General features: G+C 39.7%; 23 protein-coding genes and 2 pseudogenes. 11 read left to right on the plus strand and 14 right to left on the minus strand.

From position 1 onward, the window contains the following. Positions 1-97 precede the first annotated feature (97 nt). The 3 genes from LXF01_RS09215 to LXF01_RS09225 all read left to right on the plus strand — a co-directional run bounded on the left by LXF01_RS09215 (position 98) and on the right by LXF01_RS09225 (position 2,351). Positions 98-751, plus strand: coding sequence for a TetR/AcrR family transcriptional regulator (locus LXF01_RS09215; RefSeq protein WP_233944197.1), 654 nt, complete (start codon positions 98-100; stop codon positions 749-751). 112 nt (positions 752-863) lie between these two features. Beyond that, complete coding sequence (argF, locus tag LXF01_RS09220) at positions 864-1,784, plus strand: ornithine carbamoyltransferase (RefSeq protein WP_078193464.1); 921 nt, start codon at positions 864-866, stop codon at positions 1,782-1,784. Between the two features lie 90 nt (positions 1,785-1,874). Continuing rightward, the gene (locus tag LXF01_RS09225; RefSeq protein WP_233944198.1) at positions 1,875-2,351 is read left to right on the plus strand and encodes a hypothetical protein; all 477 of its coding nucleotides are present in this window, start codon (positions 1,875-1,877) and stop codon (positions 2,349-2,351) included. A gap of 47 nt (positions 2,352-2,398) precedes the next feature. On the opposite strand, the gene LXF01_RS09230 is transcribed toward LXF01_RS09225, so the two are convergent. The 8 genes from LXF01_RS09230 to rpiA all read right to left on the minus strand — a co-directional run bounded on the left by LXF01_RS09230 (position 2,399) and on the right by rpiA (position 9,868). Continuing rightward, entirely contained in the window at positions 2,399-2,752 is a 354-nt protein-coding gene (locus tag LXF01_RS09230; RefSeq protein WP_233945452.1) for a YnfA family protein, read from the minus strand. Between the two features lie 77 nt (positions 2,753-2,829). Then, positions 2,830-5,106 carry an ATP-dependent Clp protease ATP-binding subunit ClpA gene (gene clpA / locus LXF01_RS09235; protein ID WP_233944199.1) on the minus strand — a complete coding sequence of 759 codons (2,277 nt, stop codon included), beginning with the start codon at positions 5,104-5,106 and terminating at the stop codon, positions 2,830-2,832. Between the two features lie 12 nt (positions 5,107-5,118). After that, positions 5,119-5,532, minus strand: a complete 414-nt coding sequence (gene clpS, locus LXF01_RS09240) for an ATP-dependent Clp protease adapter ClpS (RefSeq protein WP_078188641.1) — start codon at positions 5,530-5,532, stop codon at positions 5,119-5,121. A gap of 18 nt (positions 5,533-5,550) precedes the next feature. Beyond that, the gene (locus LXF01_RS09245) at positions 5,551-6,300 is read right to left on the minus strand and encodes a hypothetical protein (protein WP_180084341.1); all 750 of its coding nucleotides are present in this window, start codon (positions 6,298-6,300) and stop codon (positions 5,551-5,553) included. A gap of 79 nt (positions 6,301-6,379) precedes the next feature. Beyond that, a complete protein-coding gene (gene argC / locus LXF01_RS09250; protein ID WP_180110950.1) occupies positions 6,380-7,426 on the minus strand; it encodes an N-acetyl-gamma-glutamyl-phosphate reductase in 1,047 nt (348 codons plus the stop codon). Positions 7,427-7,618: 192 nt separating this feature from the next. After that, positions 7,619-8,353: a PDZ domain-containing protein gene (locus LXF01_RS09255; RefSeq protein ID WP_180133720.1), complete on the minus strand. Its 735-nt coding sequence runs from the start codon at positions 8,351-8,353 to the stop codon at positions 7,619-7,621. Positions 8,354-8,393: 40 nt separating this feature from the next. Beyond that, the gene (locus LXF01_RS09260; protein WP_233944200.1) at positions 8,394-9,068 is read right to left on the minus strand and encodes a YgjP family zinc-dependent metalloprotease; all 675 of its coding nucleotides are present in this window, start codon (positions 9,066-9,068) and stop codon (positions 8,394-8,396) included. Between the two features lie 128 nt (positions 9,069-9,196). Further along, positions 9,197-9,868 (minus strand): ribose-5-phosphate isomerase RpiA, encoded by a 672-nt coding sequence (rpiA, locus tag LXF01_RS09265; protein ID WP_120402688.1) that lies wholly within the window; start codon positions 9,866-9,868, stop codon positions 9,197-9,199. 107 nt (positions 9,869-9,975) lie between these two features. Here rpiA and ilvA point away from each other — a divergent pair, with 107 nt between their 5' ends. The 4 genes from ilvA to LXF01_RS09285 all read left to right on the plus strand — a co-directional run bounded on the left by ilvA (position 9,976) and on the right by LXF01_RS09285 (position 14,330). Beyond that, a complete protein-coding gene (gene ilvA, locus LXF01_RS09270) occupies positions 9,976-11,514 on the plus strand; it encodes a threonine ammonia-lyase, biosynthetic (RefSeq protein ID WP_180023764.1) in 1,539 nt (512 codons plus the stop codon). A 194-nt stretch (positions 11,515-11,708) separates the two neighbouring features. After that, entirely contained in the window at positions 11,709-12,176 is a 468-nt protein-coding gene (locus LXF01_RS09275; RefSeq protein ID WP_180106453.1) for a hypothetical protein, read from the plus strand. 104 nt (positions 12,177-12,280) lie between these two features. Further along, on the plus strand, positions 12,281-12,940 hold the full coding sequence (locus LXF01_RS09280; RefSeq protein ID WP_078188649.1) for a potassium channel family protein: 660 nt from the start codon (positions 12,281-12,283) through the stop codon (positions 12,938-12,940). Between the two features lie 52 nt (positions 12,941-12,992). Beyond that, positions 12,993-14,330 carry a TrkH family potassium uptake protein gene (locus LXF01_RS09285; protein ID WP_180034825.1) on the plus strand — a complete coding sequence of 446 codons (1,338 nt, stop codon included), beginning with the start codon at positions 12,993-12,995 and terminating at the stop codon, positions 14,328-14,330. Positions 14,331-14,394: 64 nt separating this feature from the next. Here LXF01_RS09285 and LXF01_RS09290 read toward each other — a convergent pair whose 3' ends face one another. The 4 genes and pseudogenes from LXF01_RS09290 to LXF01_RS09305 all read right to left on the minus strand — a co-directional run bounded on the left by LXF01_RS09290 (position 14,395) and on the right by LXF01_RS09305 (position 20,041). After that, entirely contained in the window at positions 14,395-15,552 is a 1,158-nt protein-coding gene (locus LXF01_RS09290) for a phospholipase A (protein WP_233944201.1), read from the minus strand. 18 nt (positions 15,553-15,570) lie between these two features. Continuing rightward, positions 15,571-18,510 (minus strand): insulinase family protein, encoded by a 2,940-nt coding sequence (locus LXF01_RS09295; RefSeq protein WP_233944202.1) that lies wholly within the window; start codon positions 18,508-18,510, stop codon positions 15,571-15,573. Positions 18,511-18,651: 141 nt separating this feature from the next. Further along, a pseudogene (locus LXF01_RS09300) lies at positions 18,652-19,424 on the minus strand (COG4705 family protein). Positions 19,425-19,591: 167 nt separating this feature from the next. Continuing rightward, a complete protein-coding gene (locus tag LXF01_RS09305) occupies positions 19,592-20,041 on the minus strand; it encodes a GNAT family N-acetyltransferase (protein WP_078188654.1) in 450 nt (149 codons plus the stop codon). 276 nt (positions 20,042-20,317) lie between these two features. On the opposite strand from LXF01_RS09305, the gene LXF01_RS09310 reads away from it, so the two are divergent. Genes LXF01_RS09310 through LXF01_RS09320 form a run of 3 tightly spaced genes read left to right on the plus strand, consistent with a single transcriptional unit; the run spans position 20,318 to position 22,273 of the window. Next, positions 20,318-21,322 (plus strand): adenosine kinase, encoded by a 1,005-nt coding sequence (locus LXF01_RS09310; RefSeq protein WP_078188655.1) that lies wholly within the window; start codon positions 20,318-20,320, stop codon positions 21,320-21,322. Continuing rightward, positions 21,322-21,648 (plus strand): Rieske (2Fe-2S) protein, encoded by a 327-nt coding sequence (locus LXF01_RS09315; protein ID WP_078188656.1) that lies wholly within the window; start codon positions 21,322-21,324, stop codon positions 21,646-21,648. Before LXF01_RS09310 ends, LXF01_RS09315 begins: the two co-directional genes overlap by 1 nt. A 16-nt stretch (positions 21,649-21,664) precedes the next feature. Continuing rightward, a complete protein-coding gene (locus LXF01_RS09320; RefSeq protein ID WP_180041403.1) occupies positions 21,665-22,273 on the plus strand; it encodes an OB-fold-containig protein in 609 nt (202 codons plus the stop codon). 98 nt (positions 22,274-22,371) lie between these two features. On the opposite strand, the gene LXF01_RS09325 is transcribed toward LXF01_RS09320, so the two are convergent. Together LXF01_RS09325 and LXF01_RS09330 are read right to left on the minus strand one after the other, a co-directional pair. Further along, positions 22,372-22,998, minus strand: coding sequence for a YidB family protein (locus tag LXF01_RS09325; protein WP_180065504.1), 627 nt, complete (start codon positions 22,996-22,998; stop codon positions 22,372-22,374). Between the two features lie 112 nt (positions 22,999-23,110). Continuing rightward, a pseudogene (locus LXF01_RS09330) lies at positions 23,111-23,580 on the minus strand (DUF6231 family protein). 34 nt (positions 23,581-23,614) lie between these two features. Between LXF01_RS09330 and LXF01_RS09335 the strand changes: the two are divergent. Beyond that, positions 23,615-24,484, plus strand: coding sequence for a DUF2797 domain-containing protein (locus LXF01_RS09335; RefSeq protein ID WP_078189198.1), 870 nt, complete (start codon positions 23,615-23,617; stop codon positions 24,482-24,484). Positions 24,485-24,548 lie beyond the last annotated feature (64 nt).

Raw genomic sequence — 24,548 nt, forward strand, 5'->3', positions numbered from 1 at the left:
CAAAGATCCCTTATTTATGAGCAAAGCAGAAAAGTACCGAATTTTTTGCTATAATTATCGTCAAATCAGCTCTTTTTTTGTTAAATATTATCACTTTATGCAAGATTTAATACACATTGAACCTTTAACGCATGACCAGCCACAAACGCGGCGCGGACATGAACGATGTGTTGCGCTTTTAGAAAGTGCTACGGAGCTTTTTTTAAAACGTGGTTTTGATGCAGTTTCACTAGATGACATCGTGAATCATGCAGGTGGTTCAAAAGCGTCAATCTATAAATATTTTGGTAATAAAGACGGATTATTTAAGGCCATTTGTGACTATCGTCGCTGCTTATTTTTCAAAGATATTTGCCTACCATTTACGGTGAGCCCTGACTCCGATATTCGTGCTTATCTCATCAATACTTTAAGTGAATTTCATCAGCATATCGTGATGCCTGAAAATGCGGCATTTATGCGGTTAGTCTTAGAACAAACAGGACGTAATCCTGAAATAGCACGTTATATTCATGAGCAAGGCCCAAAACAAATTCAGAACACCGTTGCAGAAATTTTGTATCAAGCACATCAGCACGGTTTGCTGTATTGTGAAAACCCGTTGTTTTCGGCTCAATTTTATTTTGGAATTTTGCGTAATTTAGAATGGCGCGTTCTCATGGGCATCACCATTGATGAAAATGATCAAGAAACCATCAATTACATCAGTTATTGCGTCGATCGTTTCCTAGACGGTCACCAAAAGCGCTAGATTTTTTGCAATTTACCTCTCTTATAGTATATTAATCGATTCCTTTTTCTCTAACCAACCAACAACTAATTGTTGTTTTGTTTTTTGATTCAGCAATTATTGTGGAGTAACAATGGCTCTACGTCACTTTCTAACTTTACGCGATTTATCGACTTTAGAACTTAATCAAATTGTACAGCGCGGTATCGAACTCAAGCGCAAACAGCATAACAATGAAGTTTTCCAACCTTTCGTTGGTAAAGTCATGGGCATGATTTTTGAGAAATCGAGCACCCGTACACGTGTATCGTTTGAAGCAGGAATGAGCCAATTTGGTGGTAGTGCAATTTTCCTTTCATCTCGCGACTCTCAATTAGGGCGTGGCGAGCCAGTAGAAGATTCTGCACGCGTGATTTCAAGCATGCTTGATATTGTAATGATTCGTACTTTTGGTCATGACATTGTTGAACGTTTTGCTTCTTATTCAAAAGTTCCTGTCATCAATGCATTAACAGATGATCACCACCCTTGCCAATTACTTGCCGATGTTCAAACATTTGTTGAACACCGTGGTTCTATTGAAGGTAAAACGGTTGCTTGGATTGGTGATGGCAACAATATGTGTAACTCATATATTGAAGCGGCTCATATGTGGGGCTTTAAATTAAAAATCGCTGCACCTAAGGGCTATGAACCTAAAGCAGAATTTTTATCTGAATTTGCACACTGTGTGGAACTTGTTGATTCTGCCGAAGATGCTGCAGTTAATGCAGATTTAATCGTGACAGATGTTTGGGCAAGTATGGGCCAAGAAGAAGAGCAAAAAATTCGTGAAAAAGCGTTTGCTGATTATCAAGTGAATGAACGCCTGATGGATCTTGCTCACGCTGACTGCCTATTTATGCACTGCTTACCTGCGCATCGTGGCGAAGAAATTTCTGAAAATATGCTTGACCACAAAAATGCTGTGGTTTGGGATGAAGCTGAAAATCGCTTACATGCACAAAAAGCACTTGTTGAATTTTTAATTAACGAAAATCTTAAAAAAGACTAAGGTTTTACTTAGATAAAAAAGCACCTTCGGGTGCTTTTTTTGTTTTTGCATGCTTTAATAAAACCATAACTTTTATAAGTGATTAAGATTATGCGTTTAAAAAATATTTGCTTATTGGCTCTTGGATTGAGCTTATCTACTTTTAGCTTTGCTGGTGAACCAAGTGAATTAGATCAATACTTGGTGAAAAATCAGATTTTAGATAGCAATTTTAAAATTAAAAATAAAACAGGTTTAAACGAAATACTGGCTGCCATTAGTGATGAAGATTCACGCACTCTTCCCTATCAAGTTGATCAGAATATGTTGATGGAAAAAATGGAAATGGAAGCGGATAAGATTGAAATTGATGGTATTATCACCACCCCTGATTTTGCGCAATTTGAACAATCAGTCGGTGAACATAAGGTGAAGCAACTCATCAAGCATAATTCACTCCAAAACTGTGAATTACTATTCGAGCATCAATTTCAACGTGTTAATCCATATAAAATTGAAATGGATCTAAGCTCGGGTAGCAAACAATACGAAATTATCATTAAAAATACAGAGTGCAAATTTAAATAAATATCTAATTTCTTACAGCTCTTGGTTTAACTTTTGCATTGTTTAACTTAACGAATTAAACCTTGAGGCTGTAATACAATCACAGCTGAGCCCACCAACACAATGACGCCACCTAGCATATCCCAACGTGTTAGAACTACGTGATCGACAAAACGCAACCACAGCAATGCAGAGAAAATGTAGATTCCGCCATAGGCTGCATAGATACGACCCGAAGCTGCTGGATGCAACGTCAATAACCAAACAAATGCAGCCAATGCAAGCGCTGTTGGAATCCATAACCACTGCGATTTTTGCTGATTTAAAATCAAATATGGGAAGTAACAGCCTAAAATTTCCATCAGTGCTGTCAGTGCAAATAAACCAAATGTGGTCAGCACTTTTGTTAATGGTATGTCCATCATTGAGAAACCCAAATCTAGCGTCGAATAAATATAAAAAACCCGTGCAAGCACGGGTTTTTCGTTAATTAAATTACTTAAGCAGGTTCAGCGGTTTGGTCTTCAAACACTTCGAGTTTTAAGCCCACAGCTTTGCCATTTTCTTTCTTCACTGAAACACCAACATTACCGCCATGTTCCGCAAGCTCGCCAAACAAAATCATTTCAGCAAGCGGTTTCTTCAAATGCTCTTGAATTAAACGCTGCATTGGACGAGCGCCCATCAAGCGATCGTATCCTTGCTCTGCCATCCATTCGCGTGCATCTTGGTCAACCTCAAGAACCACTTTTTTGTCATCTAACTGTGCCTGAAGCTCTGTTAAAAACTTATCAACCACACTTTCAATGACAGTTGTTGGCAATGCTTTAAATTGAATAACACCATCTAAGCGGTTACGGAACTCCGGAGAGAAGGCTTTTTTCATCGCGTCTTGGTTATCATTACTGTTATCTTGATCCATGAAACCAATGCTCACACGTGAAATTGATTCTGCACCAATATTGGTAGTCAGCACTAACACGACGTTACGGAAGTCAGACTTACGACCATTGTTGTCCGTTAATGAACCATGATCCATAATTTGAAGTAACAAATTAAAGACATCTGGATGTGCTTTCTCAATTTCGTCTAGTAAAAGTACGCAATGCGGATTTTTATGAATCGCGTCGGTCAACAAACCACCTTGATCAAAACCTACATAACCCGGAGGCGCACCAATTAAACGAGATACGGCATGACGTTCCATGTATTCCGACATATCGAAACGTACAAGTTCAACGCCTAATAATTTTGCCAATTGCTTAGTGACTTCAGTTTTACCCACACCTGTAGGACCAGCAAATACAAAATTACCCACTGGCTTATCTGGTGCTTTTAGACCTGCACGAGATAATTTAATCGCAGATGCAAGCGCTTCAATCGCTTCATCCTGACCGAACACCACACGTTTCAGATCACGCTCAAGATTTTCAAGGACGCTCTTGTCATCTTTAGACACAGTTTTCGGTGGAATACGGGCAATTTTCGAAACGATATCTTCAATGTTTTCAACTGAAATGACCGTATCATCTTGCTCAGCTTTTAAACGACGCTGCGCACCAGCTTCATCAATCACATCAATGGCTTTATCAGGTAAGAAACGATCATTGATAAATTTCGCTGATAGTTCAACCGCAGAAACCAACGCTTGATCTTCGTATTTCACATGATGGAATTCTTCAAATTTACCTTTTAAGCCACGCAGAATATCAATCGTTTCTGAAATAGATGGTTCATTGACATCAATTTTTTGGAAACGACGAGATAATGCATGATCTTTTTCAAAAACTTGACGGTATTCTTGGAAAGTCGTTGAACCGATACAACGTAAAGTACCATTCGCCAAAGCTGGTTTGATGAGGTTCGATGCATCCATCGTGCTGCCCATACTTGAGCCTGCACCGATGATCATATGAATTTCATCAATAAATAAAATAGCTTCGGGCTTTTTCTTCAATGCATTTAACAGTTGTTTTAAACGCTTTTCAAAATCACCACGGTATTTAGTTCCTGCAACTAAAGCACCAATGTCTAAACTAAATACTTCTGCATTTTCAAGCGGTTTAGGAGCTTTGCCATTTACAATGAGCCAAGCCAAACCTTCAGCAATCGAAGTTTTACCTACACCCGGATCACCCACCAAAAGTGGGTTATTTTTACGGCGACGGCATAGAATTTGAGCTGTACGTTCAATCTCTTTTTCACGACCAATCAGTGGATCTGTTTTGCCTTTTTGAGCTTCAACATTGAGATTGGTCGTATAAAGCTCTAATGGGCCAGAATTTGAAGACGTAGCACTTTCACCATCGAGCTCTTCAATTTCCTCTTCGGCTTGGACTTCATCTTTACGTGTGCCATGAGACAAGTACTGCGTTAATGTCAAACGGTTGATTTGATGGCGTTTAAGTAAATACACCGCAAATGAATCACGCTCTGAATACATCGCAACTAAAATGTCTGCACCTTCTACAGTGCGGTCATTACCACTCGATTGCACATGGAAAATTGCACGCTGCAAAATACGATCAAAACTTTCTGTAGGATGTGGCGCTTGATCGCTTTTTTCGCCAAGCTTAGGGGTATGTTGTTCTACGTATTCTTCAAGTTCTTTGCGAAGCACAATAATGTCTGCGCCACATGCTTTCAATGCATTAACAGCGGAATCATTATCCAGTAAAGCCAATAATAAATGTTCTACCGTCAAAAATTCATGTCTCTTTTGACGAGCCATGCTGACAGCCAAACGTAGTGATACTTCTAATTGACGACTGAGCATGTAATCCCCTTATTAATCTTTTGGCTCAATCTGACAAAGTAATGGATGACTTTGCGACCGAGCGTAATTATTGACCTGATTTGCTTTAGTCTCTGCGATGTCTCGCGGATAAACCCCTGCAACACCCTTTCCTTCATAATGTACAGTTAGCATTACTTGAGTGGCTTGGTCAAGATTCAAAGCAAAGTATTGTTGTAAAATTTCAATTACAAAGTCCATTGGGGTGTAATCATCGTTCATTAAAACGACAGCATACATAGGAGGACGCTTTAACTCAGGTGGCGCAGTCAATACTTGAATGTCTGAATCACCATCATCCTGCGTACCTTGGCTGAGAGTCGGGTTTAGATGCCAGTCCACTAAACCAGATTGGTAAAATGAATTTTTAATGTCAGATAAACACGTTTGACGCTTATTGGTTCGCATAGGATTTAGGTTTCACACTTAGTTTGCACTTGCTTCAGTTTGAGGAATTTCTGAAAGGAAAGCAGATTGATTTTCAACAGGCTGACCTTTCGACCAGCTAAAACGGCGAATAACGGGTTTAGAACCGGTTAAACGCACTTCAATAAAGTCTGGACTAAAGCCTTTTGGCATGGTCCAACGTCCAGTGAGTCGCTCACTTTCGCTAAAGTTAAAGTTTTTGTCTTCTAAAGGCACTGCAAGTACTTCTGTACCCTTAATTAGACGCAGCTCAACACTTCCAGACACATTACTTTTTGACGGACTTACTTGAACGAGATCAAGTTGGTATTCATACGCATTTTCAGGTAACGGTTTAATCGCTAAATGTTGTACTGCAAGAGGCATACCACCACGTTGGCGTAATACTTCACGATACAAAACACCCAAATTACCCGTTAATTCTTGATCATCACGTGCTTTTTTAACAGCCAAATATAAATCATTTGAATTACTTACAGCGACATCACGCTCTTGGATTGCCGCATTCAAACTTTTATTCAGGCCTGCTAATTCAGTTTTTTGCTTTTGCACCACATCAACAAGTTGCTCTGCATCTGCATCATAACCGACCACAGTTAAGCCCTGACGATGACCGATACTATATCCGAGAAAACCGCTGCTCAATGCAAGTACAACTGCACCAATCGCCAGTGGCATATTCGTCTTCATAAAAGGCGTTTTTTCACTGTTTTCAGGTTCTGACTTGAAATTAGATTCTGTATTCGACATCGTCATCTCTTATTTTTAGTTCACTCAAGGCACACATTTAAATCCAGTTTTAAATGTGTGTGAAGTTTTAAATCGTTTCTTATGGTAATAAACCAATGCCTTGAAGTCCTGCATTTTCAGCAAAACTAAACATCAAGTTCATATTTTGTACGGCTTGACCTGCTGCACCTTTCACCAAGTTGTCTTGAGCCACCAAAATCACTAATTTTTTCGGCTGAGGTTTGCAAATCGCAATACGTAATTGGTTCGCACCACGCACAGTACGTGTTTCAGGTGAGCTACCTGCAGGCATAACATCTACAAACTGCTCATTGGCATAGAACTGTTCATATATGCTTTGTAAATCCGCAGAAGCACCTGCGTCTGTCAAATCAATATAGATAGTGCTGAGCATGCCACGAATCATCGGTACTAAATGCGGTACGAATAAAATTTCGTTAAACACACCTTTTTGACCTGAAATATTTTCTAAGGCTTCTACTATTTCGGGATGATGACGGTGACCCGCTACACCATATGCTTTAAAGTTATCTGCATTTTCAGAATAGATCATACCCAGGCTGGCTTTACGACCTGCACCAGACACACCTGATTTTGCATCAATAATAATGCTTTCAGGTTTCACTAATCCTTCAGCTTTTAAAACTGGTGCTAAACCGAGTTGAACAGTTGTTGGGTAACAACCTGGGTTACCAATCACTGAAGCCTTTTGAATTTTTTCACGGTTTAATTCAGACAAACCATAAACTGACTCTTTTAATAGCTCTGGACATGCATGGTCTAGGCCATACCATTTCTCAAATTGAGCTAAGTCTTGCAAGCGGAAGTCAGCAGCAAGGTCAATCACTTTAGTATTTGCAGCAACTAACTCTTCTGCGTGTTTCATTGCTACACCGTGAGGCGTAGCAAAAAATACAACGTCACATTGTTTTAGTTCTTCAATATTTAGATCTGAATAGCAAAGGTCTGTATGTCCACGCAAACTTGGGAACATATCATCCACACGGCGGCCATTTTCAGTACGCGAAGTTAAAACTTTCACTTCCGCATTTGGGTGTCGCAGTAAAATACGCAGTAATTCAACACCTGTGTAACCTGTACCGCCGACAATACCTACTGAAATCACGCTCTTTACCTCTATTCAAAGTATCCATTTGATGACTGCGTAGTATGACAGGAAGTTGAGGATTTCTGAACTGTTTTGCTTGGGTTTATTGCAATTCGGATCTTTTTATCAATTCAAGAAAAAACATACTTTCAGAATGCACCAAACTTAAATTGGATCAAAAGTGCAATTGTCCCACCTTCCAGCCAAATATTATTGTTTCAAACTAATTTCTAAAGGTATTTTCTGTCCATTTCTCAGAATTTCAAACTTTACAACGTTTCCTCTTAAATAGTTTGAACTTTCAACAAATGCACTGACATCATTAATATTATCATCATTCATTTTTATAATAATATCCTGCGGCAAAATAACGCCTTGGGCTGGAGAGCCAGCTTGAACTTTTTGTACAATCACTCCACCCTGAAGGCCATTATTAATTTTATCCTTAGAGGACAATATGGTGGGATAAATTCCTGTTACAGAATTATATTTATAAAAATATCGTGAGGAGTATTCTGTCCTATTCGCAAGACGATGAGGAACTGCCTCAATAGTTCCTACAGGATATCTATTTAAATCACTTTTTTGATTATCACCAACTAAAAACGGATATGTATCTGGCTTTGAATTTCTATACCTATAATAATTTCCACTCTCTACAGGCGTATTAGTGAAAATAACGATTTGTGCCCCCAATTGATTTCCTTTATTTTTCAGGTCCCACATGCTATCGCTGTAGCCCCTATTTGTAGATACACTTTTAAATGTTTCACTCATCACAGGGACATAGCCCTGCTCAATCAGCTCATCTGTTTTAAGATCAATATCATCAACCATTATTACTTCGGTTTTTTTTCGCCAGCTATCCCGATCTTGAAAACTATCTGCAAAAATTGGTGCTGAATATGCAAGTAAAATTAATCCCAGAATTTTTCTATTTTTCATAACTATACACCCAATCAGTTTAGGTTTTATGAAAAATATACTAGCACCACCACCACGGCATCACACCACTTTTTAAAGTTTTCCGATGATCTTTATAGTTTGAATCATGCTTCTCCACCTCCTCCCAAAAATTTAGACTATGATCAAAGTGCTTAGTATGCGCTAACTCATGTACAGCCACATAACGCGTGATTTCCAACGGAAAAAGTACCAGCCCACTATTCAACATAATGTCATGCTTTGCAGAACAGCTGCCCCAACGGGTTTTGGGCTGACGAATTGAGCAATCACCATATTTCAAGCCTGTTTCACTGCTCACTTGCTTTAAATAAATTGGTAAATACTCTTTGGCATAAGCAATCACAAAGCTTTTTAAATATTGCTCAGGCTGCCGAACACTGATGAAAAGCTGATGCTTTTCTTCATCTAAGATGAATGAGTTTTTTTGTACTTTATAAACAATGCTTAGAGGCTGCTCTAAATTGAATAGTTTTAATTCTACTGGTAGCGTTTTATCAATCTGCCCTGTTTTTTCCTGCTGCTTCTGCCATGTCTCAATCATCCATTGTTCTGATTGTTTCAGAAAATCTTGCACTTGGCGCTGTGTACAAAACTGCGGAACCGTTAATTTGATTTGAGTTGGTTCTACACGAAGTCTTAGGCGTGTGGCACGTAATTTCCGAGTGATTTGAATTTCAGGAAGGTTTGGGATCATATTTTTTATTAATTTTAAATCCTCCCTAACCCTCCTTTTACAAAGGAGGGAAAATCACCTAAATAAATTCAGGTGAAAAGTCCCCCTTTATCAAAGGGGGATTTTAGGGGGAATTCTAATAGAACAGATTAAACCGCAGTACGCTCTTCAATACCGTTATCAGTGGCTACAACAGCAATATCCGCCTTGTTTAGAGCAAAGATACCGTTACACACTACACCCGGAATGTCATTCAAAGTCTTTTCAAGCTCTAAAGCATTTAAGATATTTAAGTTGTGTACGTCTAAAATTACATTACCGTTATCAGTTACTACGCCTTCACGGTACACAGGGTCGCCGCCCAAAGAAACGATTTTACGTGCCACAGCAGAACGTGCCATTGGAATCACTTCGACAGGAAGCGGGAAATCACGGCCCAATTGATCAACCCATTTTGAATCATCTACGATACAAACGAATTTTTTCGCAATAGACGCCACGATTTTTTCACGAGTCAACGCTGCGCCGCCGCCTTTAATCATGTGCATATGACGGTCGATTTCATCCGCGCCATCTACATAGGCATCTAAACCTCCAACGTGGTTCATATCAACCACTTCAATGCCTAATTTTTTCAAACGTTGTGCAGTTGCTTCAGAACTGGCAACCGCAGCTTCGAGTTGAAGCTCTGGCAATAATTCGATGAGGAAGTTCACAGTACTTCCTGTACCAACACCCAAAATACCGCCCTTTGGCAAATGCTTTAATGCAGCTTTTGCGGCAGCTTGTTTCTTTTCATCTTGGGTAGCATACAGACTCATAACTTGGCTCAACTATTTTTTGACATTTGTTGCTGATTTTACAGCCCAAATGTACAGGGGTTTGTTACAATAAACCCCTATTTTAAACTGTTAGATGGAAAATTAACATGCTGTCTCGTTTGGTTCGACAAATATTACAGGCAACGGTCTATGACGTTGCAATCGAAACCCCACTCGAAGCAGCGCCACGAATTAGTGAAAAACTAAACAATAACATTCGCTTTAAACGCGAAGATTTACAACCTGTCTTTTCTTTCAAGCTACGCGGTGCCTACAACCGTATTAGTCAATTACCGAAATCTCAGTTGGAACGTGGCGTTATTACTGCTTCTGCAGGTAACCATGCTCAAGGCGTGGCATTATCTGGTAAAAAGTTGGGTATTCGCGCCATTATTGTTATGCCTAAAACCACACCAGACATTAAAGTACAAGCGGTTAAACGCTTAGGCGGTGAAGTAGTTCTGCATGGTGATTCTTTTGACGTAGCCAATAAATACGCAATCCAATGTGCAAAAGATGAAGGTATGACCTTTATTCCACCTTATGACGACGAACTCGTTATGGCCGGTCAAGGAACCATTGCCAACGAAATTTTGCGTCAATGGCGTGATGTAGATTATGTATTTGTTGCTGTGGGCGGTGGTGGTCTCATTGCCGGTGTAGCTGCTTATCTTGGTGATGTGGCACCGCATGTTAAAGTCATTCCTGTTGAATATGACGAATCAGCATGTTTAAAAGCAGCCTTTGAAGCTAATGAACGTGTCATTCTTCCATCTGTAGGTTTATTTGCCGACGGTACAGCAGTTGCTCAAATTGGTGAAAAACCATTTGAAGTGATTCAGCTACAAAAATCAGATAACTCAGGCCCAATTGTTGAGCGTGAAGTTGTACTGGTAAATACAGATGAAATCTGTGCAGCCATTAAGGATACCTTTGATGAATGCCGTAGCATTGTTGAACCATCTGGTGCAATGGCGCTTGCAGGTATCAAGAAGTATGTTGCAGAGCATGGTCTAGAAGGCAAAAATATGGTGTCGATTGTATGCGGTGCCAATATGAACTTTGACCGTCTGCGCTACATTGCGGAACGTACTGAACTGGGTGAACGCAAAGAAGCGATCTTTGCTGTGACCATTCCAGAAGAAAAAGGTTCATTCCTCCAATTCTGCCGCGCACTACAAGGCCGTAACATCACTGAATTTAACTACCGCGCTAGTAATTCTTCTGCTGCTCAAGTCTTTGTGGGAATCAGTCTCAAAAATGGCGAAAAAGAACGTCAGGAAATTTTTGAAACCTTAAAATTCCAATACGATGTAGACGATCTTTCTGATGATGAAGTGGCTAAACTGCATATTCGTTATTTAATTGGCGGTCATGCCGATATTGAAAATGAACGCCTATTCCGCGTGGAATTCCCCGAACGTCCGGGCGCATTACTGACTTTCTTAGAACGTCTAGGCCCAACGCATAACATCACCCTATTCCATTACCGTAACCACGGTGCTGCTGAAGGTCGTGTATTGGTGGGTATGGAAGCAACGGATGCGAAACAAAACCCAGATGGCTTGATTGAAACATTGGAAAATATTACCTATCCATATGTTGAGATTACAAATAACCTCGGTTATCAACGTTTCTTGAAATAAATAAAATTTTTATTCTAAAGCTGGGATCTAGGTTCCAGCTTTTTTATTTGCATCAATTCTTTTCTACATCAAAATAAATATATTCATCGATTTAATTCATCAACGCTGTCATTGTTGTTAAATTCACCACACCCTATAATCCATTGAAAATAAAACAAAATGGATATTTAAAATTGAATTTTTATGCCTTATTTATGATCGCTATTGTGGGTTTAGGTGGATATTTTTATGCATATCCGGCTTATCAACTTAAGCAAGAGGAAGATAAGATTCGTCAAAGTATGAAACAAATTCCAAATCAGTCCCGTACGCAAAATCTAGAAAATATTTACGGATATACCGCGCAGGCTGAAATGCTGAATCAATATCCAAATTATATTGTATATATTCGCTTTGATGAGCTAAATGATCAAACCGCTCCAGAACCTGTTCAAGCCATCATCCGTGAATTTTCATGCGATGGCTTAAACCGTTTAAAGAATAATTCCGAGCTTGTTCGTAAAGCCACTCTAAATGTCATTAAAGAAGATCAACATCAATTTCAATATATTCTAAAAAATAAACTAGGCTATGAAATTTTTAAATATCAACAAGTTATGGATAATTGCCCCAATATTGCTGAACTTTATGCCTATCAAAACACTGAAGAAATTAAAAATTAGAGCTTTTCGGTTTAGATGGATTATGTAAATTTTCATAGCCGCTCTAGGCTGAACAAGCTAACATCAACATATTCAATAACTTTAGAATAATTTAGGAATACGGTATGGCTCAATTCGCTGTGATTGGCTTAGGAAGTTTTGGCGCAACTGTTGCCACTGAACTCATGGGTTTAAAACACGATGTCATTGGAATCGATAGCAACAAAAAGTTTGTTGAAAGTATTTCGGACCAACTGACCCATGCAGTGATTGCTGATGCAACAGATGAGCACGTTTTACAAGAACTCAATATTCAAAATTGTGAAGCCGTCGTAGTCGCAATTGGTGAAGATATTGAAGCCAGCATCTTATGTGTGCTCCATCTTAAAAACATGGGGATCAACAAAATTTGGGCCAAAGCCAAGTCCAAAGCGCATCACATGATTTTAACCCATTTAGGCATCAGCAAAATCATCCATCCTGAAGAAGATATGGGTGTCCGTGTTGCCCAGTCACTGAGTTATCCGATGGTGAGTCGCTACATGGTGCTCGAAGATGATCATTATTTGGTGAAAGTTGAAATTAAAGAATCACAACAAGGCACGCGTCTAAATCAAATTATGGATCATGTCCCAGAAGTGAAGACGATTTTGCATAAACGTGGCACCGAGCTTCAATATAGTTTAGATCCGAACCTGATTTTACAAACAGGCGATATTTTAGTGGTTGAAGGTTTACTCGAACATTTACGTCGACTGGCTAAACACTTTAAAGCAACTTTGTAATCAGCGTCGTGCTCCTTTTGCACACAATCGCGCAAGATGACAGTAGAAAAACATGAAACTGCACAATAAACAGCGTAATACCATTAATCTCAGCCCACCCAGTATTTTGGCATTGGGTTTTCTTGGGCTTATTATCATTGGCACCTTGCTGTTAAAACTCCCTTATTCACATCATGGCGATTTAAGTTGGATCAATGCCCTCTTTACAGCGACCTCAGCCGTAACCATTACAGGACTTTCGGTTGTAAATGTCGGCGAAGCCTATACGGTGTTTGGTAAAGTCGTGATTATGGGGTTACTACAATGCGGTGGTCTCGGTTTTATGACCTTTGCGATATTGGCCGCTATGAGTTTGTCCCCTAAAATTGGGCTAAAACAACAAATTATGGCTCAAGAAACCATTGGACAAACCAGCCTTGCCAAAGTGACCATGACCATCAAAGGCGTACTGCTGTATTCGCTATTTTTTGAAATGGTGGGAACGGTTATTTTGACCATCGCTTGGATGCAAGAATACAATTTTAACCAGGCCCTGTTTTATGCTGCCTTTTATAGTGTTTCTGCATTTAATAATGGTGGATTTTCATTATTTCCCAATAGTTTAATGAGCTTTGCTGACCGTTATTTTATTACGTTTACCATCAGTATGCTTTACATTATTGGGGGTATCGGCTTTTTGGTACTAATGGACATTAAGCGCAATAAAAGTTGGAAAAAACTCAGTACCAATAGCAAGTTGATTTTATCTACCATTGCAGGACTAAATGTCTTCGCCTTCATCACCATATGGTTATTAGAAGCCAATAATGCTGCGACCTTAGCCACGATGCCACTTGGTGACCAAGCCCTCAACGCGTGGTTCCATGCAACTGTTCCGCGCTCTTCGGGTTTTAACAGCTTGCCCATGGAAAGCATGAGCGATGCATCATCACTCGTCACGATGTTACTAATGTTTATTGGTGGTGGCTCGCTCAGTACGGCCGGTGGCATTAAAGTTGGAACGTTTATTATTGTTGTGCTCAGTGTTGTCAGTTTTTTAAGACGTGAAGACGAACTGCGTGTGTTTAACCATTCTGTTTCTAAAAAAACCACCTTTAAAGCATTAGCTGTGATTTTCATTACAGTGACGTTGATATTCATTGGTTTTTTCAGTCTATTGCTACTAGAGCCTGACAAACGCTTTTTAGATTTGTTGTTCGAAGCGGTATCCGCTGCTTGCACCGTTGGTCTATCTCGTGGCATCACCAACGACTTACAACCTGCTAGTTTAGTTGCCCTGATGTTGTTGATGTTCGCAGGCCGTCTTGGCCCCTTAACACTGGCTTATCTGATTGCTACACCAAAGAAGAGTCGTTTAAAACACCCGCCTTCTGAGATCCAAATCGGTTGATTTATACATTTTCTCTCAGTTATAAAAAACCACGCCTTAGCGTGGTTTTTTTAAATTCGCATCTTTAGAACCAATTCATTAATGACACACCGACACCGACATAGGTTGCCCGATGGTTATAGTCAATCAGGCTTTCACCATAGCCATCAAACAATTGAACTGTGCCGCGCAATTTACCATTGATTGGGAAAGTCCAATCAAACTGCACAGCACCATGTGAATCATCACCACCTTTCAATGAATGACGTAACATCAAACTAAAGTCATGATCTTTATGACGATAAAACGCTGTTAAATCCCCACGTCCCACATAATCGGTAATATCTGGGTTGTTATCATCTTTGGTATCTTCTTCGAAACGATACCAAGGACGTAACATCAGTGCAAAATTGTCACGTTCAAATCCTAGATTTAACATAACACGGTTCCAACTCCGCGATAAGGGATCAGAACGCCCATTAGACTGATGGTTAAAAGTTAAGCCCAGCATACGCCAGTTCAAACCCAAGAGTTCATAGTTGGTACGAAAAACCAGACTGGCTTCAGGCTCATAGTTGGTTTCACGGAATGGTCGTGATTCGTCTTCGTTGTAGACTTGCCAACGAGAAGACTGGGTATAGCCCAACCAGATATCACCATTATCACCAAATAAGTTTTCAACAGCTTTGGTTTTTAATGACAATTGGAACTTGGCTTCCATCGATTTCAGGTTTTGTTCCTGATCGGCTTGTACCGTGTTGTTTTCATTCGGGCTTGATGGACGTTCATTTTTATCTGAAGTCCAGTATCCCGGCATTAAATACACAGGTTGATAGCCGCGAATATTCCACGTCCCCAATTTACTCTCTGGAGAAAGTTCCCAACGACTATCCAATAATGAAAGATTTGGATTGAGGTTCGGTGCTTCTACAGCAAATAAACGGTCCGTAAACGCATGACTGACTTTTTCTTTGAAAGTTAGCTTCTCTGTCGGTTCAGGCTTAATTTCTTGTGCGGCTTGACGCTCAGAGACCAACATTTCTTTTTCAGCAGGTTGCACTTTAAACAAAGCGTCATAACACGATAATCGCTCTGCATTTGACTCAAGTGCCACACATGCTTCTGCGGTTGCAGGCTTAGCAGCCACATCCGCATTTTGTGCATTTACAGTACTGACATACATTGAACTGAGCGCAATGAGGCTCAGTTTCAATGTCGTACGCTCAAGAGATTTGAACGCCATAAAAACCCCTTTTTTGTTTTAATTCACTTGTTTTATTTCGAAACCAAGCTCAACCAAAGCATCTCGCTTAGCCACCGGTGCAACCACAGCTTTTGTCGGTTGTTGTTCAACCAAGTACGCCACAGCAACACGTTTTAGATCTTCCAAAGTCACATTCAAAAGACGTTCACGTAACATTTGACGGAAAGCTGGCGTGCGTTTATGCAATAAAGCATAACAAGCTGTAATAGCTTCACCCGCTGGTGATCCCGGTTTATCCATGCTGGCAATTAGACCCAAAATCGCTTCTTCTAGCTGATGCGGTTGTTGTTCAGCATTCAGTAGCCACTGCACACTTGCGTCAAAATCTTTAAACGTTTCAGCTAAACGTGGGTCACGGTAGCTATAGAAACGGAATGAACATGCATTACCGTCATAGCTTGCACCACCACCATAAGCACCACCTTTTTCACGAATCGCGCTATGCAAGAAGCCATTACGCAAATAAGCCGCCAAAATCATTAAAGGTGCTGCATCAGGATGCGACACTTCCACCGCAGGATATGCTGAAGCGCAGAACTGAACATTGGCTTGAATGAGCCAAGCTTCGTCATTGTTGCTATCTGCAAAATTCACTTGAGTTAAAGCATGCGGGTTATCATCAATCGCCACTTTATCCCAAATGGTTTGAACTTCCTCAACCAATCGGTCTGAATGATGTTCTTCACACACCGCCAAGAATTGTTTTGGTGCTTTAAGCAAACGGTTGTGAATTAACTTAAGCTCATCAATCAAGGCATTATAAGCCGTGTCGTCTTGCTCAATTTTGCTGACAAGTTCTGACAACCAGTTCAGCGCGCCTAGGCCTGTATTATGATAATCACGTAACGCCAATGCACTATGTTGACGACCTGCAATTTGCATTGCATAGCTATGACCAGAGCCAGAAACACGTGAATGCCAACGTGCTTTACGTTGTTGCAATAACTCTACGATACGGTTTTTTTCATCAAAACGTAGCTGTTCAAAAGCCAATTTCAATAAGCGAATAGCTTCAAGATTATTCACCAATGATTTGGTGGTTAGAGTCAGCCAAGCACTAATTTGACCTTTATCGTCCACTTTTGAACGCAGGGATGCACCCATACCTAAACCGCCACTCACAGCTGTTTGCAACTGTTGTAGCTCTAAGTAGTCGTATTCACCTGCACCAACTTCACCCATCAAAATCGACAAGAGGTTGAAATACGGCGATTGCACCACTTCATCAGGAATCTGAATCAAAACTTGTTGGTAATAAAGACCATTGGTGCCTGCGTGGTAAAGATTTAACGGTGTATCTAATCCATTACTGATAATTTCGCGTAATTGACCTTGTACAATCTGTAATTGTGCAGGAACGTCTTCTAAACCTACTTTAGGCAATAGGTTCAAATCATCTGGGGTATCTTGACGAATGTTCAGTGCTTCAGTCTGCGCAATAATCTCTGCTTTTTGCGCTTCAGTTAAGTTCGCAACAATTTCTTTTAAACGTGCTTTTTCTGCTGCCGCTTCCAACGCATTTTTTTCAGCATCTGGAACCAAAGTTAATTGCACACGATGTTGATTGTCAAGCAAGTAGGTTTTGATTAAGTTAGATAACCACATTGGGTCTTTTAACTCTTCCTTCACTTGTTCAATGGCCGTATCCACATCCCAGACATCCACAGGGTCTGAATGGTGAATCGCACTGCTTAAACCATTCAGAATTAAGCTTAGGCCATATGGTGTACCATCACCATTGATTTCACGCTGATGCAATTCAATTTGATGCAAAATCGCCTCAACTAAAGCCGGGTCAACAGGCTTAGCCGCAACGTCTTCTAATACTTTAAACACGCCATTTTTAAATTGTTCTGCATGCTCAGGGTTGGAACCTTGAATTGCACAGTAGAACGTCATTTCATAGTTTGAGTCATCTACGCCCATGAATGGACCAGTAGACTGTGCATAACCACAGGTTTCTAAGTAATGACGTAATGGCGAAGCAGAATCTTCAAGCAATACCCCCTCAACCAAACGCATCCCTAAACGTAATTTGATATTACTTGCTTCAGGCAATAACCAAGAAAGCACATGATAGGTTTTGTCTTTGAGGTCTTCAGCATCAACTGCATACGTTTCAGTTACAGTTACAGGCGCAGTTAAACGACGCTCAGGTTTTGAATACAGCGTTTGACCTTTTTCAAATTTTGACAAAGCAAGCGTTTCAAACTGTTCTTGTAAGTTATATGCAGGCTCATTACCAAAGGTCATGAACACGGCATTACTTGGGTGATAATGTGATTTGTAGAAACTTACTAACTCTTCATAGCTTAAGTCAGGAATGTCTTTCGGATCACCGCCTGAGTTGTAATGATAAGTTGTTTCTGGGAATAAATGATGGGCAAGTTGGTGATACAACTGATCTGAAGGTGAACTCATTGCACCTTTCATTTCATTAAATACCACGCCTTTATATACCGCTTCGCCATTTTCTAGCTCAATACGAATCCCTTCTTGCGCAAAATCAAGCGGGTTCAAATTCGCAGCAAAAGCAGCATCCATATAAACTTCTAACAAGTTTTGGAAATCTTTTTTGTTTTGCGTTGCAAATGGATATGCTGTCCAATCCGCTGCGGTAAACGCGTTCATAAATGTATTGAGTGAACGACGAATCATTAAAAAGAATGGGTCACGTACAGGGAACTTTTCTGAGCCACACAGTGCTGTATGCTCAAGAATATGCGCCTCACCTTTTGAATCCATCGGCTGCGTACGGAAGGCAACTAAAAATACGTTTTCGTCATGGTTTGTGGCTAAGTGATAATGCACTGCGCCAGTCACTTTGTGTTTATATTCAGACACTAAAATGTCTAAAGCTTCAACATGATGTTGACGAATCAACTGAAACGCGGGATGTACAGTTTGAGAAATGGTTTCAGTGACATCTACAGTCATGTGTGCTCCTAATCTATTCATTTAAATTAGACAAAGTATACCTTAAAAAATCACAACTAGATTCACCGAAACAACATTTCCAACTGTTTTAATCAACTTGAACTTTAATTTTAAAAATCACTTGTTTTCGCACTAAAACATTTAGACTGGTTTTATGGATTGCCTATCATTTCGTGTTGACCAATAGACACAAATCACAATCGCCAACAACAATACAAAAGAAGCCATAAAGCGACTTAGATCCAATCCACCTGAACTGATTGGCTTATCTAAAAAATCACCGACAACAGCGCCCAATGGACGTGTCAAAACAAAAGTAGCCCAAAATATAAACGTCTTTGAGACCCGACTAAGAAAGTACAACAACGCCATCAATAGAATTAAACCACCAAATAGCCAAATGCCACCGCTATAGCCTAATCCTGCACTATCGGAAGTCCAGTCCCCCAAAGCCGTACCTAATGTTTGAGAAAATGTAATCGTCAACCAATAAAAGATCTGTGTTCGCGGCAAATTCACTACACTTGGATTGATCGATCCTTCGACTCGATACCAACTAAAAAGCGATATGAGCACCAAACTCAGCAACAGCAAACTACCAGCCAAGTAGCCAATCCCTAAAGAACGATCTACAAAATCCGCTAAAGTCGTACCTACCGTTGTACTGGCAATAATCGTGGCCCAATATAAATAAGGTTTATAGGCTTTGGACTTTATTTGAAAATACAGCAAACTGATAAATATGCCTGCGAAAATAAAGGTACTGAGTAGATAGCCCAAATTTAAGGACATGGACAATGCATCACCACTGGTTTCACCAAAGGTGGTCGCAAAAATTTTGGTCAACCAAAACAGTGGGTAATCTCAGGGACTTTTTTAACGTAGTCTTGTAGCTCATACACTTGCATATGCATCACTCTATGCAGTCATTTTGATGCTTATATCTTCGATAACTAAAATGAATTTTTGCTTAAAAATTTGCTTAAAATAAGGCGCTCTTTTTTAGAATTATCACAAGAAAAAAGCACCCGATATCGGATGCTTGATTTATAGTGTTTACTGTCTATTTTTGGATTTAAAACTAAACCAGATATTTGAAATAATTATAATTTGGATGGCTTTCAACATAGACATAATTCTGTTTTTGATAGAATTTTGCAGCATTTTTAAGTTCTGTATTTAAGCACAGTGCAGAAAAGTGTTTTTTTGCACCCTTTTCCAATTCCACCAATAGCTGCTTACCCACGCCATGCTGACGGTACTGCGGATGCACATAGAAACGGCGAACTCGTCCAATCCGTTCTTCTACACCAGTATCACCCCATTGCTGATTTAAACCGCCACAAGCAATCAATTTATCGCCATCATAAGCAAGCAATAATTGCTCACCCGTTTGGTCAAAACGATTTTTACCACTTTGATATTCTTCAATTAAACGGTGTATAAATGTATAGCCTTCATGCTGCGCCAAAGCAGCAATATTTTCGATTTGAGCAGGAAGTTGCTCTGCTGGACGAATCGTAATTTCCATATATTCACACTTTTAATCTGTTATCTATTTATGATGACCAAATCATCTTGATTCAGTCTGAACACCCTATAGCTCTATAAAAGTAAAATTTTTCGATTTGCACAATAGCAAAGCTGATTAAAACGGCAACTAATTCAAAAAAAATGTAAAAATATAATGGATTTGCCCGATTTTTATACACACCTGTCCTTTAATTGAATTTTCTTCAACAAACTACAGCAATCCTGAGCATTCGTGTAAACTAAGCACTTTCATTTTTTGATGTGATTATACAACATGGCAACTGTTGACCTTTTTGCAATTGGTAATGCACTTATTGACCAAGAATTTAAAGTCTCTGACGAATTCCTAATTCAACACAATCTGCAAAAAGGTACGATGCAACTGACTGATGGTGATACTCAAGCAGCCCTTTATAACAATCTAAAAGCGACTCAAGAATATAAAGGTCAAGCTTCTGGTGGTTCTGCAGCAAATACAACGGTTGCTTTTAGTGCTTTAGGCGGAACTGCATTTTATGGTTGTCGTGTCGGCAATGATGACTTAGGTCAAATTTACCTAAATGGTTTAAACGACGCAGGTATCCAAACTGCAACTCAATCAATCAGTGAAGGTGTAACCGGCACATGTATGGTTTTAGTCAGCCCTGATTCTGAACGTACGATGCATACTTACCTCGGTATTACTGCTGAATTAACTGATAGCCAAATTGATTTTGGCAGCTTAAATACTGCCAAATGGTTATATATCGAAGGTTATCTTTCTACATCAGATAGCGCGCGTCTTGCGGTAAAACAAGCACGTCAAATCGCCAAAGCCAATGGTGTACAAATTGCATTGACCTTATCTGATCCAGCAATGGTGCAATATGCACGTCAAGGTCTAGATGAGTTACTCGATGATGGCGTGGACTTATTGTTCTGTAATGAACAAGAAGCACTGATGTACACAGAAACAGATCATTTAGATGCTGCACTTGCTAAATTGCAATCACTAAGCAAACACATTGTCATTACATTAAGTGCCAAAGGTGCCTTAATTCACAATGAAGCAGCTACATTTACTGTGCCAGGCCGTAAAGTTACCGCAGTAGATACCAATGGTGCTGGTGATGCATTTGCTGGTGCTTTCTTGTATGCACTGAATGCAGGTCATGACTATCAAACGGCTGCTGAACTGGCCATCTTGATTTCAAGTGAAGTTGTGGCTCAATTTGGTCCACGCCTAGCAGTTGAAGACTATGCTCAGCTTTTACAATCATTTCAAAAGGAATGTGCTTAATGTTTAAAATTTGCATGACGGATGATGTGCCTGAACGTGAAGCACGATCATTCGAAACGCCTGAAGGTGAAACGATTTTTATCACCCAACGTGATGGCATGTTTTACGCTTATCAAAATAACTGCCCACACTTGCACGTAGAACTTGAGTTTCTAGAAAATCAATTTCTAGATCGTGACCAAGAATTTATTGAGTGCTCAACACATGGCGCACTGTTTATGGTCGAATCTGGGGAATGTATTTCTGGTCCATGCCAAGGTCAAGCCCTTGAAAAAGTGAACATTAACGTGCATTCTGATGGTGGAATCTACCTCACAGAAGAATAAACACTGGAATACAACCATGTCCGCATTTTTAACAGACTATAACTTAATACCCTTTCATTTAAGTTTATTGGCCGTACTGTTATTGGGCATGGTTGAAACCATTGGCTACTATATCAATATTAGTCCTAGCCAAGTTTTAAAAAGAATTGCCCCTCAGCGCATACAAGAGTTGGCATTATTGAATGTCAAATTTTCCAAGTCTCTGATTTTGTTCTTTTTACTGATGAATTTTAGCTTTGCAGGCTATGTACTTCAGTTTTGCATCCATGCCAAAGAAGGTCAATTCGTTCCCGCTTATTATTTAATTTTACCTGCGTTGATTATTGCCATATTCTTTACGGTATTTATGATTCATTGTTTGGATCAGGTTATCCCGCCCAAATATAAAAAACAAACGGTTAATTTACTCGGTCGTCTAGCCACCATTTCAAGTGGAAATGCCCGTCCCGGCTTTTCAGCTCAAGCGCGGGTGCGTGATGAGTTTGGTCAACTACATTATGTGCAAGTTGAGCCAGAATTTGGTGAGTTAGAGTTTCAGTCGAAAATCATTTTGATTCGTCAAAAAAAATCACACTATATTGGCAAAAAAATCAGTATGTCGAACCGTTTATTTAATCCATCCTAGTGACAATCTAAGCGTCACATTGTTATCATTTTTCAAATCATAAAAAAGCCAGTGTTCACTGGCTTGTATTCAGTCAAATACCTAAATCGATATTTTGATTAACGCTTCAGGAAACCTGAGACCAAATTCATCACTTGTTGAATATCAGCATTCGCTTCTTGCTGATTGGTTTGTCCAGCTTGTGGTGTTAATGAGTCAATAATTTGCGGCAATACCGTTGAAATTGCACTATACACATCTTGTTTCTGAGTTTGAGTTTCTTGTGCAACTTGCTCCACTTCGGCATCATCAAATAAATTTTGTACTTGTTGATTATTCACAGCGGCATTATCGCCAGGGCCTGTAGATACCCAATCATCAACCTGACTGCTCAAGCCCTGTCCACGTAATTTATCCAAAGCACCTTGTAGGCCACCTTGTTTTTGAATCCAAGCCAGCACCAGAGGTAACACTGCAACTAAAATGGTTGAAGCATTGCCACCACTACTACGTTGCTGCGACTGCGCTGCACCGCCCAGTTGGCCCAACACAGAGCCTAGAATTCCACCCAAACCACCCGCTTGGTTTTGAGCATTGGTTTGTGTATTTTGAGCGCCTGCATTTGCACCCAGTTGCCCCAACACCGAACCTAAAATACCGCCTAAGCCACCTTGTTGATTTTGATTGTTCGCACCACCAAGGGCCTGCTTTGCTAAAATTTCAACAATATTATTTAAATTTGTCATTTTATTTTTCCCAGTAAAACCTAGATGAACTTAGTTACAGCATACGTGGAAAAAGACATTTCCATCATAAATGTTTGTTAATTTTTGCAATTTCTCGCAGGCTAAGTATTTGTTACCAACGGAATTTATCCCAGTTTTCAGGATTTGCCCAAAATTTAGAGTTAAACCAATCTGGAATATGTTTATAAGTCAAAATATTAAACTGCCATAAAGCAAAATCACTTTCATGCGTGGTTTTATCAATGAGCTGAGTAAAGCCTAAAGCACGTATAATTGTTCATCGTGTAATTTACTCACCACTACGATGCGTTTAGCAAATAGGTCACGCAATTTTACCAACATCTGAGTTTTCTGCTGCTGATCCAAACTCAACATCATTTCAGTATCAAGAATCACAAATCCAAGGTCAAAACGCTGGGTAAAAGGCAGATTTAAAAACTCAGTTACGTTAAAATGTTGCCATTGAATTGGATGAAATTGATTGTATTGCTCAAGATCCTGACCAATACAGATTGCGGTTGAAATGGGCTGCTCTTTTGACAAATCGTCTAGCATAGAAGTGATGACATTTTGTTCAGCCATTGACCGCATCCTTAATAATGAAGTGAGTATTCGTATGGAACTACAAGGCATTTGCCATAAAATGCATGCAGGTCTTAAAGACCTTAGTGTAACTGATCAACATACACACAAGGCAAATGTTGAGTATAAATTTATTCTAGATCGCTCAGAAGTTGATCTACCGTTTAGCCTTGGCCAAGAAATTGAAATTGAAGCCACTGGAAATATCTACTGCATTTCTTGCGGCGCAAAAACGCCTAAATCATATTCACAAGGTCATTGCTTCAAATGCATGAAGACTAAGGCATCTTGTGATATGTGCATTATGAAGCCTGAAACCTGTCATTATCATCTCGGGACTTGCCGTGAAGATGATTTTGCCCATGAAGTTTGCTTTCAACCGCATATTGTCTATTTAGCCAATTCGAGTGCCTTAAAAGTGGGGATTACCCGCTTGGGTCAAATGCCTACACGTTGGCTAGACCAAGGTGCGACGCAAGCTTTGCCTATTATGAAAGTTGGTTCACGTCGTTTATCTGGTCAGCTTGAAGTCATGTTTGGTACGCAAGTGGCCGATAAAACCGATTGGCGTAAATTGCTCAAAGGTGAAGCAGAACCGATCAACCTGATCGAAATTCGCGACCAATTGGTAGAAGAATTCGCACCAAAAATTCAGACCATTCGTGAAGAATTTAGCCAAAATTTAGAGTTTAATGAAACCGTTGAACTGCTAGAAGATGAGTTGCCACGCCAATTTATCTACCCGGTAGATGAATATCCTGAAAAAATCAAATCGCATAATTTGGACAAAACACCGATTATTCGAGGAAAATTACAAGGGATTAAAGGTCAGTATCTGATTTTGGATACCGGTGTGATTAATATTCGAAAATACACTGGCTATGAAATTAAAGTACGTACTTAAATCGACTCAAAGTATCTAATTAAGTTTAAAAAAGCGAGATATTTCTCGCTTTTTTACACCTACT

Source organism: Acinetobacter sp. SH20PTE14, assembly GCF_021391555.1.
Taxonomy (GTDB): Bacteria; Pseudomonadota; Gammaproteobacteria; order Pseudomonadales; family Moraxellaceae; genus Acinetobacter; species Acinetobacter amyesii.